Source organism: Kocuria sp. CCUG 69068, from assembly GCF_020833785.1.
Classification (GTDB): Bacteria; Actinomycetota; Actinomycetes; order Actinomycetales; family Micrococcaceae; genus Kocuria; species Kocuria rosea.
The window spans coordinates 23121-34065 of sequence record NZ_PDDL01000032.1 but is presented as its reverse complement, the minus strand read 5'-3'; the positions used below and the strand labels follow the sequence as shown (position 1 = coordinate 34065).

Below are 10945 nucleotides of genomic sequence, written 5' to 3'. Positions count from 1 at the left end.
AGCGTCCTGCGACACCGGCGGCGGCGCCCAGCACGGCGGCGGCCGCGGAGACCCGGACGAAGCCGCGGCGGTCGAGGGCGGCGCCGGGCTGTGCGGACGGAGCGGTGCGGCGGGTGAGCACCGTCAGGAAGAGCGCCCCTGCCCCCGTGCCGACGACGACGGGGACCGTGTCCGCCACGGTCGGCCCCGCCCGCGTCAGCACCGCCAGCAGCCCGAGGAGCCCGAGCACGCCGAGCAGCACCGTGCCCATCGGCGGGTTGGCGCGCTGGGCCGCCCCGATGCCCGTGCCGACCGCCACGAGTCCGGCGGCCATGACGAGCAGCAGCACGAGCTTGTCCGCGGTGCCGAACAGGGCGATCGCCGCGTCCTTGACCGGCGCCGGGACCGCGTCCACGATCACCCCGCCCACCGCCGTGAGGGGCGCGCCGACCGGCCCGGTCACCCAGGCGAGCAGCTCGGCCAGGCCCACGGCGAGCGCGGTCGCGGCGACGCCCGCGAGGATCCAGGGGCCGAGGTCGGCGGGGGCCCGTCGTCGTCGCCCGGTGTCCGGACGGTCCGCGGTGGAGGTCATGCGCGTCAGCGTGTCACGTGGCCCTGAGATCAGCCTGGGCGAGCGCGTCCCCGAACCGCTCGAGCGCCTCCTGGCCCACGACGTCCCCCGGCAGCAGGGGGACCTGCAGCAGCGGGACGCCCGGGAGGGCGCCGCGCAGGGTGGCGACGTGCACCTCCTCCAGCGCGCGGCGCTCGGCGAGGAAGTCCCCGGCGTCCGCCGGGGAGCGCTTGTTGACCACGAGGGCCCCCACGTGCACGCCGGCGCGGACCAGCTGCTCGTGCAGCTCCGCGGTCTCGAGGACGGGCAGCCGTTCGGCCGCGAGGACGATGACGAAGCTGCAGCGCTCGGCGTCCACCAGCACCTCGCGCAGGGCCTCGAAGCGCTCGCGGCGGCGCAGCAGGATCCGCCGGATCTCGAGGTCCCGCTCCTCGCGGGGGTCCCGGGGCCGGCCGGTGCCCACGATGCTCTCGCTCGCGGCGTCCCGGTCCTCGAGGCCGCGCAGGGCTGCCCCGAACTTCTCCGCCCTCCCGCGGCGCCGCAGCAGCCCCTCGGTCCAGGCGGACATGATCTCGGGCAGGGCCATGAGCCGGGCGGTGTGCCCGGAGGGTGCGGTGTCGAAGACGATGAGGTCGTAGTCGTCCAGGCCCGTGTCCACGAGCTCCGCGATCCGCTCGAGCACCGCCGATTCGTGGGTGCCGGGCGAGTCCCGGGCGAGCTCCATGTGCTTGTCGACCTCGGCGGCGAGGTGCTCGGGCATCAGCCGGCGGATGGTGGCGCCCACGGCGGCGAGGTGGGCGTCGGTCGTGGCGACCGGGTCCACCTCGATGCCGTCGAGGGCGCCGCCGCCGGGGTCGCGGGCCAGCGGGGTGATCCGGTCACCCACCGGGCGCTCCCACAGGTGCCCGAGGTTGTGGGCGGGGTCGGTCGAGACGACGAGCACCCGGCGGCCGGCGCGGGCCTGGGCGAGGGCGGTGGCGGAGGCGACGGCGGTCTTGCCGACGCCGCCCTTGCCGCCCACGAACAGGACCCGGCGGGCGGCGGCGAGCTCTAGCAGCATGAGATGTGCTCCAGGGGCGAGCGCTCCATGCCCATCCGCCGGTGCCAGTCGTGGAACCGGTCGTAGACCACGGGCAGCAGCTCCACGGTGTAGTAGCTGACGGGGTTGGGCACGCCCAGGGCCTCGGAGAGGACCAGCATCATGAACAGGTCCTCCTCGTCGCGCTGGGCGCGGGCGAAGGTGCGCCGGTAGGGCGCCACGTAGAACTCGTGCAGGCCCGCACCGAGGCGGGCCTGCACGGAGCGCAGCCGGTCGAGGGCCCTCACCGGCTCACAGGGAGCGGTTCTCCCCGGCCGAGGTGCTGACGGTCTCCTCGTCCAGCTCGGGCGGGCTCTTCCGGGCCGCGTTCATGGCGGCCACGGACTCGACGATGACCCACAGGGCCGCGATCAGGATGATCACGTCGAGCACGAGCAGGAACCAGTTCTCGGCGGCCCAGAACTGCCCCAGCTGCACGATCAGCGCGTAGACGGACATCACCAGCAGGAACACCAGCGGCACCAGCACGGGCAGGACCGGGCGGCCCTTGCGCAGCAGGATCACCGCGATCATCGACAGCGTCAGACCGGCCAGCAGCTGGTTGGAGGTGCCGAACAGCGGCCAGATCAGCATGCCGCCGGAGCCGTCCGCGCCGGCGCTGAAGGTCAGCCCCATGGCCACCGCGAGGACGATGAGGGTGGAGACCACCTTGCCGATGCTGACGCCCATGATGTGCCCGGCCTCCTGCACCACGAAGCGCTGCAGGCGGATGCCGGTGTCCATCGTGGTGGCCGCGAAGAGCACGGCCATCGTGGCGAGGATGGTCGCGCTCAGCGACGGCGGGATGCCCAGCCCGGAGTTGACGACCGAGGCGCCTCCCTGGACGAACGCGGCCACGCCGCCCTGGCCGAACGCGCTGTACACGGCCTCCCAGTCGGCGAGGGTGCGGAACCCGGCGGTGGTCGCGATGATCGCGCCGAGTGCCAGCAGGCCCTCGCCCACGGCGCCGAAGTAGCCGACGAAGCGGGCGTCCGTCTCCTTGTCCAGCTGCTTGGAGGACGTGCCCGAGGCCACGATCCCGTGGAACCCGGAGATCGCGCCGCAGGCGATGGTCACGAACAGCAGCGGCACGATGCTCGGCGTGCCCTCGGGCACGGAGGTGTTGAACGCGGGCGCCACCACGGTCGGGGCGGAGATCAGGACGGCGCCGTAGAGGATGCCCAGGGCGATGAACAGCTGGAGGCCGTTGATGTAGTCGCGCGGCTGCAGCAGCATCCACACGGGCAGCACGGACGCGATGCCCGCGTAGACGAAGAGCACCACGATCCAGAACGCGTTGGCCGGCAGGCCCAGGACCGTCTCCGGCAGGACCACCGGGAAGCGGTCGCCGAGCAGGATGAGGGCGTAGAGCGCCACGACGCCGACCACGGACACGACGGCGAGGTTCCACTTGTAGCGGTAGACCGCCTGGCCGATGAGCAGCGCTACCACGATGGCGCCCCACGTGGGGATGACCGAGGTGGGGGTGCCGACCAGGAGGTTGGAGATCACCACGGCGAACGCGGCGTTGACCATGAGCAGCACGAGGAAGATCACGACCAGGAACAGGTTGCGGCCGCGGTGGCCGATGTACTGCCCGGAGAGCGAGCCGATGGACTTGCCACGGTGCCGGTTGGACGCCCACAGGGCGCCGAGGTCGTGCACGCCGGCGAAGAAGACGGTGCCGAGGGTCACCCAGAGGAAGGCGGGCACCCAGCCCCAGATGACGGCGATGGCGGGGCCCACGATGGGGGCCGCACCGGCCACGGAGGTGAAGTGGTGGCCCCACAGCACGTACTTGTTGGTGGGGACGTAGTCCACGCCGTCGCTGAGCTCGTGGGCGGGGGTGACGAAGGAGTCCTGGAGCTGGTAGATCCGGCGGGCCACGAACTTCGAGTACAGGATGTACCCGAGGATCATCATGGCCACACCGACCACGGCGAGGACGATGGAGTTCATGTCGCTCCGATCTCTGGGGAGGTGGGTGGATGTCCGCTGGATCACCATGCTACCGCCGGGTGACCGGGGTCACGGACCGCCCGCGCACGCTCCGCCACGGTCCCGCAGGGGGCGGAGCGGGGCGCGCCGACGACCTACATCGGCTCCCCCGGGGTCATGATCGCGAAGGACTCCCGGTCCGGGCCGGCCACGACCGCCAGCCGCCCGTACGCGAAGTCGAAGGGGTCCTCCATGACCGCTCCGCCGGCGTCGCGCACCCGCTGGACGGCCGCGTCGACGTCGTCGACCTGGAAGCAGACCGACCAGACCGCGGGAGCGTTCTCCGCCGCGGGGTCGGTCCCGCCGATGCCGCCGGCCGGGCGGTCCCCGTGCGGCACCGTGAACGTGGCGTAGGCGACGCCGTCCTCGCCGATGTCCTCGTAGTGGTAGCCGAAGACGTGCGCGTAGAAGTCGCGGGCGGTGTGGTGGTCGGGGGTCATGAGGTCGCACCAGGCGACGCTGCCGGGCACGTCGAGCACGGCGAAGCCGATGTGCTCCCCGGCCTGCCGCATCCCGAAGGACGCCCCGGTGGGATCCTGCCAGACGCCCATCCGGCCGGCCCCACCCACCTCCACCGGCTCCATCAGCTGGGTGCCGCCGGCGGCGAGGACCCGCTCGGCGCAGAGGTCGATCCGGTCCGAGGCGAGGTAGACCTGCCACATGTGCGGGACGCCCGTCAGGTCCGGGGCCGCCGGGGAGAGCCCGGCCACGGGTCTCCCGCCGACCAGGGCGTTGCGGTACCCGCCGTGCTCCGGCCGCGGCTCGCTGTACTCCCAGCCGAGCACCGCACGGTAGAAGTCCTGCGTGCGGACCGGATCGGACGCGGTCAGATCGGCCCAGCAGGGGGTTCCGGCGGGCCACGCTTCGTTGCGCTGTGTCATGACGGGCTCCTTCCGACACGGCCAGGGTACGCCGCGCCCCCGGGGCCCACAGGAGCCGCCCGGGGGATCGTTACCCACCTGCGCCCGCGCCCCGCTCCTGCCCCGCGAGGTCGCAGCCGGGGCCGACTCAGCGGGGTGGGTCCCCGGAGATCCACTCGCCCCGGCGCATGACGGCCTCCAGCCGGAGGTCCTCCCCCACGACCAGGAGGTCCGCGAGCGCGCCCGCCGTCAGGCTCCCGGCCTCCCCGGCCAGGCCCAGGACGCGGGCCGGGACCACGGTGGCCGAGCGCAGCGCGTCCCCGAGGGGGACACCCGCCGCGACCGTCCGGCGCAGGACCTCCAGCATCGTGGCCGTGCCTCCGGCGATCGAGCCGTTGGAGACCAGGGAGGCCACCCCGTCCTGCACCCGCACCTCCGCCGCACCGAGCGTGTAGGTGCCGTCCGTCAGCCCGGTCGCGGCCATCCCGTCGGTGACCAGCGCGATGCTGTCCGCGCCGGCCAGCTCGAACGCCCACCGCACGATGCCGGGGTCCAGGTGGGTGCCGTCCGCGATGAGCTCGACGACGGCCCGGCCCTGCGCCGCGGCGCGCAGACAGGCCGGCACCGGCCCGGGCGACCGGTGGTGAATGGCGGGCATGGCGTTGAACAGGTGCGTCACCGTGGGCGAGCGGGGCGGGCCGTCCCCGGGGGCATCGCGGAGCAGGCCCTGCAGGTGGCGCAGCGCGTCGTCGACGGTCGCGGTGTCCGCGTCGGTGTGCCCGAGGGAGGGGACCACGCCGTGGTCGACGAGCAGCTCGGCCAGGTCCCGGGAACCGGGCAGCTCCGGGGCGAAGGTCATCGTCCGGAGCGTCCCCGCCGCGGCGGCGACGAGGTCGGCGGCCAGCCCGAGGTCCGGTTCCAGCATCCATGCGGGGTCCTGCGCCCCGCACCGGGCCGTGGACAGGAACGGGCCCTCGAGGTGAATCCCGGCGATCAGCCCCTCCCCGGTGAGCGCCGCCAGCAGCAGCACGGCGCCCAGCAGGTCCTCCCGTGAGGCCGTGACCAGGCTGGCCACGAGCGTCGTGGTGCCCTGGCGGTGGAAGTGCTCCAGGGTGGCGCGGATCTCCTCCTCCTCCGAGGAGGAGAAGTCCGCGCCGAAACCACCGTGGCAGTGCACGTCCACGAGCCCCGGCAGCACCATCTGTCCGGGGCCCAGGACGTGGTGCTCCCCCGGGTCGCCGCCGGGGTGGCCGGACCGCGGGCCGGCGTGGAGAATACGATCGCCCTCGACGACCACGAGACCGTCCGGGTGCTCGGTGCGCCCCGTGTGCACGCGGCCCGAGAGGACCGTCCTGCGCGGGGAGTCCTCGGTGGTCACGGGGCTCACCTCCTGCTGCTCGTGCGGGGAACGGGGCGGGGTGCCCGGTCGTCGTCGGGGAAGAGCCGGCCCTCCGTCAGCAGGTCCGCCAGGGGCACCGGGCTCGCGATCTCGCCGACGAAGCTGCCGTCCACCCCGTTCTGGAAGCCGAAGACGACCCACTGGCCGTCGCGCCTGCGGACCAGCTGGGCGGCGTAGACGCCGGGCACGAAGAAGCTGGAGCTCCGTTCGAGCTCCCACGGCCCGAGCCGGCCGGCGCCGGGGGCGATCCAGGTCCCGGTGCTCGTCTCCGCGAACGGGATGCCGGGCGCCAGCCGCGGGAGGCAGGAGAAGATGAGCACTGCGGTCCCGTCCACGACCTGGGACTGGACGACCTCCATCTCCCCGAAGCCGGCGGGCGCGGTCAGCGGGGGGCGGACCATCCAGTGCTCCAGGTCGTCGCTCACGGCGTGGCCGACCACGCCGCGGGCGTCCGGGTCCCCCGTGGCGGCCCGTGCCGTCACGAGCATCTGCCACTGCCGGCTGTCGTCGTCGTAGAAGACGAAGGGGTCCCGCCACGCCTCGTCCGGCCACGTGCCCTCCCCGAGCTTCTCGTACCAGCGGGGGTCCGCCTCGAGCGGGCCCGCACCGGTGCGCTCCCAGCTGATCAGGTCGTCCGAGACGGCCGATCCGATGCGCTGCCGCAGCCCGTCCTCGGCGCGGCTGACACCGGTGTAGAAGAGGTGCCAGCGGCCGTCGTGGCCCTGGACGGTGCTGCCCGTCCAGGTCGCCATGTCGTCCCACGACGGTTCGTCGCCGGCCACGAGGGCGTCCGGCAGGAGGGCCCAGTTCTCCAGGTCGGACGAGACGGCGTGCCCGATCGAGGCCCGGCGGTGACGCCGGTCGGGGTCCCGCAGGGCGCGGCTGGCCCGCAGGAAGAACAGGTGGTAGTCCCGTCCGTCGTCGGCCAACCAGCTGTCCCAGACCCAGTGGTCCGCGAGGCGGAACGTCATCCCTCCTCCCGGGGCAGCCGGTGCTCGGCCTCGGCCACGAACCGGTAGTAGTCGGTCAGGACGAGCCGGCTCGCCGCCGCCTCGTCCACCACGACCGTGACCGCCCGGTGGAACTGCAGGACGGACGCCGGGCACATCGCGGACACGGGCCCCTCCACGGCTGCGGCCACCGCGGCGGCCTTGCGCTCGCCCTGGGCGACGAGCAGCACCCGGCGGGCGTCGAGGATCGTGCCCAGCCCCTGGGTCACGCAGTGGGTGGGGACGTGGTCGGGGGCCTCGAAGAACCGGGCGTTGTCGGCACGGGTCCGCGCGGACAGCGCCTTGACCCGGGTGCGGGAGGACAGCGAGGACCCCGGTTCGTTGAAGCCGATGTGGCCGTTGGCGCCGATGCCCAGGATCTGGAGGTCGATGCCGCCGGCGCGGGCGACGGCCTCCTCGTAGTCGCGGCAGGCCGCTCCGAGGTCGCCCCGGGAGCCGTCCGGGACCTGCACCCGCGAAGGGGGCAGGCCGAAGGGCCGGGCGAGCTCGCGCTCCAGGACGGCGGCGTAGCCGGCCGGGTGCCCGGAGGGCAGCCCGACGTACTCGTCGAGGGCGAAGCAGCGGAGCCGCGTGAGGTCCAGCAGACCGTGGGCCTGGCGACGGGCGAGCTCCCGGTAGGCCCCCAGGGGGGACGAGCCCGTGGCCACGCCCAGCACGGTGTCCGGCCGGCGCGAGACCTGCTCGGCGACGAGGTCCGCCGCGCGCGCGTCGACGTCGCCGGCCGTGGGCAGGACGAGCACTTGCATGGGAGTCCTTCCGGACGACGGGTGGAGGCGGGCGGTGCCGGGGCGGTCCGGCTCAGCCCTTGACGGCGGAGCTCGCCACGCCTTCGATGAACCAGCGCTGGAAGACGAGGAACACGACGATCACGGGCACCACCAGGAGCACCCCGAAGGCCATGACCTCGCCCCACGCCGGGGGGAGCTGGCCCGCGAAGACGCTGATCTGGAGGGGCAGGGGGCGCAGGTTCGGCTCGGAGATCATCAGCACCGGCCACAGGAACGCCCCCCACTGGGTCAGGAAGGTCAGCACCGCCACCGACGCGTACGCGGGTTTGCTCATGGGCGCGATGATCTGCCAGAACACCCGCAGCGGCCCGGCGCCGTCCATCCGCGCGGCCTCGTCGATGCTGCGGGGGATGCCGGAGAAGAACGAGTAGAAGAGGAAGATCGACAGGGCGTTGCCGATGAAGGGGACGATCTGGATCCACAGGGTGTTCCGGGCGTCGTTGTAGAGGTAGAACATGGGCACGGCCACGGCCTCGAACGGGACGATGAGCAGCAGCAGGACGCCCAGGAGCACCAGGTTCCTGCCCCGCCAGGTCAGCCGCGACAGGGCGAAGGCCGCCATCGAGTTCACGACCAGCCCGAGCCCCACCACGCAGACCGTGACGGTGACGGACACGAAGAAGAACCGCCACAGGTGGCCGGTGCTGTCCGAGGACAGGCTCGAGGCCACGCCGGTGTAGTTGTGCAGGCCCCACTCGCGCGGGTCGAAGACCTCGAAGCCGGCGAGCGTGCGGGAGGCGGGGGCCAGCGAGGCCGCCACCATGTAGGCGACCGGGGCGAAGAACAGGAGGCTCGTGACGACGAGCACCGCGTAGCGGGGCACGTCCGTCCTGCGGCGGCGGCGGCGGGCGGCGGCGGTCTGCGTCATGTCAGTCCTCCCGTTCGCGGGTGGCGCGGCGCTGGACGAGGGACAGGACCACCACGATCACGAAGAACACCACGGAGATGGCGCTCGCGCGCCCGATGTTGTTCTCGTCGAAGGCGGACGTCACCGCCTCGTACATCACGGTGCGGGTGGCGTCCTCGTTGAGCCCCCCGCCGGAGCGGGCCAGCACGTAGATCTGGTCGAACACGCGCAGCGACAGGATCATCGTGTAGAGCGCCACGAAGACGAGGGTGGTGTTGATCCCGGGCAGGGTGACGTGCACGAAGCGCTGCCACGCACCGGCCCGGTCCAGGCGGGCCGCCTCGTAGAGGTCGGCGGGCACCTGCTGCAGGGCCGCCAGCAGGATCACCATCTGGAAGCCGACGCCCTGCCAGATCGACAGGACGATGACCGAGGCCAGCGCCGTGAGCTCGGAGCCCAGCCAGTCCTCGGCCCCGAAGGCACCGCCCGAGAAGAACCCGAGCAGGGAGTTGAGGAGGCCGTCGTCCCCGCGGGCGAGGATCAGCCGCCAGATGAGGGCCACCAGGGCGATGGGGAAGACGACGGGGAGGAAGAAGACGGACCGGAAGATCCCGACCCCCCGGACGGTCTTCTGCACGAGCAGAGCCAGCGCGAGCGCGAGGGCGGTCTGCACCGGGACCACCACGGCCGCGAAGACCAGGTTGTGGAGCAGCGCGCTGAGGAACCGGCTGGACACGTCGGGGTCGGTGAAGATCCGGGCGTACTGGGTCAGCCCCATGAAGGCGGGATCGCGCGGGTCGCCGAGCCGGACGTTGTGGAAGGAGAAGCCGATGGCCGCGACGAACGGGACCGCGACGAACAGGACGAGCAGCAGCACGGCGGGACCCGCCATGAGGACCCCGGCGAGCCCGTCCCGCCGGAGCCCCCTGCGGGGCGGTGGAGCCTCTAGCACGTCCGCCGGGGCGGACGCGGGGGCCGCGAGGCCCGGTGTGGTGGTCATGGTGCACTCCTCGCAGGTGCGCGGCGGGGCCGCTGGACGGCCCCGCCGCGGCGGTCACTCGTCCTGGTAGCCGTTGTTGTCCTCGAAGTCGGCGTCGATGGCCCGCGCCGCGCTGTCGAGCTCCTCCTGCGGGTCCGCCCCGCCCCAGATCGCCGCGAGGGCGCTGCCGTAGGAGCTCGTGACCGTGGGGTAGCCCGGGGTGATGGGCCGCGCCACCGCGATGCACTCCGGGGTGACCTCCTCCGAGCTGCAGGCCGAGGCCAGGTTGGACGCGAACAGCTCCAGCGGCCCGCCCTCGCCGTAGAGCTCGCTGCCCTCGAGGGCGCTCGTGGTGCCGGGCACCGCAGCGTTCGCCTCGACCATCGTGGCGATGCTCTCGTCGGAGTGCAGGAAGTCGAGGAAGGCACCGGCCGCGGCCTGGTCGCCGCCGGCCGCCGGCGTCACGCCCCACTGCCAGGAGCCGTGGCCCGCCTTGGTGCCGTTGCCGAGGTCGGGCAGGGGCATCAGGACCAGGTCCTCGCCGAGGGCTTCGCTGAAGGTGGGGTACATCCAGTTGCCCGTCCAGGTCAGGGCGACGTCCCCGTCGGGGAAGGCGGTGCCGCTGGTGTTCGGGTCCGTGTGCTCCTTCCACGAGGCCCACTCCTCGAGGGCCTCCACGTTCTCGGCGCTGTTGAGCACACCGTCCGCCGCGCCGTCCCGGATGAGCGTGCCGCCGTTGGACCACAGGACCGGGGAGGTGGTGAAGGTGCCCCACTCGGCGGCGAAGCCGTTGGCCTCGCCCAGGTCGATCGCGTTGCCCGACGGGCTGACCTCCGCCAGCTTCTGCAGGTTCTGCTCGAACTCCTCCGCCGTCCACGCCTCGTCGGCGGTGGCCGGGGCCTCCACGCCCGCGGCGTCGAGGAGCTGCTGGTTGCCCCACAGCCCGAGCCCGACGTCGAACATGCCGACGGCGTAGGTCTGGTCCTGGTACGTGCCGCTCTCCCGCACGCCCTCGATCCGGTTCTCGAGGGTCTCCTGCGACACCACGTCGTCGAGGGGCACGAGCTTGCGGTCGTAGACGAAGGACGCCATCGTCGGGGCATCCATCTCCATCACGTCGGGCAGGTCCTCCGCGGCGGTCGCCTGGACGGTGCTGGTGTAGTCCGGCTCGGGGATGAGGGTCAGCTCGACGCTGACGTCCTCCTGCGAGTCGTTGTACTCGGCGACGAGGGCCTCGAGCGCCTCGGCCTCGGCCGCCTGGCCGCTGTGGGCCCAGACCTCGATCACGCCGTCGCCCTCCCCGCTGCCGCTCGCGCTCTCCCCACCGCCGCCGCAGGCTGCCAGCACCACGGCCATCGACAGGCCGGTCCCCAGCACCACGGCCCGGGACCGGCGCCTCGTTCGTGCACTCATGAGCAGTTCCCCTTCTCTCGGCC

General features: G+C 73.1%; 10 protein-coding genes and 1 pseudogene. All 11 read right to left on the bottom strand.

Annotated elements, in window-relative coordinates; all coding sequences use genetic code 11:
- Positions 1-571: pseudogene (locus CRM73_RS08480) on the bottom strand (oxidoreductase); the annotation flags it as partial.
- Positions 572-584: 13 nt separating this feature from the next.
- On the bottom strand, positions 585-1610 hold the full coding sequence (locus CRM73_RS08475) for an ArsA family ATPase (RefSeq protein WP_229587368.1): 1026 nt from the start codon (positions 1608-1610) through the stop codon (positions 585-587).
- Positions 1601-1876 carry a cory-CC-star protein gene (locus CRM73_RS08470; RefSeq protein WP_017833569.1) on the bottom strand — a complete coding sequence of 92 codons (276 nt, stop codon included), beginning with the start codon at positions 1874-1876 and terminating at the stop codon, positions 1601-1603. The genes CRM73_RS08475 and CRM73_RS08470 overlap by 10 nt, the downstream gene beginning before the upstream one ends.
- A gap of 4 nt (positions 1877-1880) precedes the next feature.
- Positions 1881-3587 (bottom strand): carbon starvation protein A, encoded by a 1707-nt coding sequence (locus CRM73_RS08465; RefSeq protein WP_017833570.1) that lies wholly within the window; start codon positions 3585-3587, stop codon positions 1881-1883.
- 134 nt (positions 3588-3721) lie between these two features.
- The gene (locus tag CRM73_RS08460) at positions 3722-4507 is read right to left on the bottom strand and encodes a VOC family protein (protein ID WP_229587366.1); all 786 of its coding nucleotides are present in this window, start codon (positions 4505-4507) and stop codon (positions 3722-3724) included.
- Between the two features lie 127 nt (positions 4508-4634).
- Positions 4635-5864, bottom strand: coding sequence for an N-acetylglucosamine-6-phosphate deacetylase (gene nagA / locus CRM73_RS08455; protein ID WP_229587365.1), 1230 nt, complete (start codon positions 5862-5864; stop codon positions 4635-4637).
- A 5-nt stretch (positions 5865-5869) separates the two neighbouring features.
- Positions 5870-6856 carry a family 43 glycosylhydrolase gene (locus tag CRM73_RS08450; protein WP_035923524.1) on the bottom strand — a complete coding sequence of 329 codons (987 nt, stop codon included), beginning with the start codon at positions 6854-6856 and terminating at the stop codon, positions 5870-5872.
- Positions 6853-7641 (bottom strand): glucosamine-6-phosphate deaminase, encoded by a 789-nt coding sequence (gene nagB, locus CRM73_RS08445; protein ID WP_031283062.1) that lies wholly within the window; start codon positions 7639-7641, stop codon positions 6853-6855. The genes CRM73_RS08450 and nagB overlap by 4 nt, the downstream gene beginning before the upstream one ends.
- Positions 7642-7693: 52 nt before the next feature.
- Positions 7694-8551, bottom strand: a complete 858-nt coding sequence (locus CRM73_RS08440; protein ID WP_095650204.1) for a carbohydrate ABC transporter permease — start codon at positions 8549-8551, stop codon at positions 7694-7696.
- A gap of 1 nt (position 8552) precedes the next feature.
- Entirely contained in the window at positions 8553-9530 is a 978-nt protein-coding gene (locus CRM73_RS08435) for a carbohydrate ABC transporter permease (protein WP_229587364.1), read from the bottom strand.
- Between the two features lie 54 nt (positions 9531-9584).
- Entirely contained in the window at positions 9585-10922 is a 1338-nt protein-coding gene (locus CRM73_RS08430) for an extracellular solute-binding protein (protein WP_229587363.1), read from the bottom strand.
- Positions 10923-10945: the final 23 nt, after the last annotated feature.

Bases quoted from the DNA above. Each gene is read 5' to 3' on its own strand.
- nagB (WP_031283062.1), bottom strand. From the start codon at position 7,641: ATGCAAGTGCTCGTCCTGCCCACGGCCGGCGACGTCGACGCGCGCGCG.
- CRM73_RS08475 (WP_229587368.1), bottom strand. From the start codon at position 1,610: ATGCTGCTAGAGCTCGCCGCCGCCCGCCGGGTCCTGTTCGTGGGCGGC.
- CRM73_RS08440 (WP_095650204.1), bottom strand. From the start codon at position 8,551: ATGACGCAGACCGCCGCCGCCCGCCGCCGCCGCCGCAGGACGGACGTG.
- CRM73_RS08465 (WP_017833570.1), bottom strand. From the start codon at position 3,587: ATGAACTCCATCGTCCTCGCCGTGGTCGGTGTGGCCATGATGATCCTC.
- CRM73_RS08435 (WP_229587364.1), bottom strand. From the start codon at position 9,530: ATGACCACCACACCGGGCCTCGCGGCCCCCGCGTCCGCCCCGGCGGAC.
- CRM73_RS08450 (WP_035923524.1), bottom strand. From the start codon at position 6,856: ATGACGTTCCGCCTCGCGGACCACTGGGTCTGGGACAGCTGGTTGGCC.
- CRM73_RS08430 (WP_229587363.1), bottom strand. From the start codon at position 10,922: ATGAGTGCACGAACGAGGCGCCGGTCCCGGGCCGTGGTGCTGGGGACC.
- CRM73_RS08460 (WP_229587366.1), bottom strand. From the start codon at position 4,507: ATGACACAGCGCAACGAAGCGTGGCCCGCCGGAACCCCCTGCTGGGCC.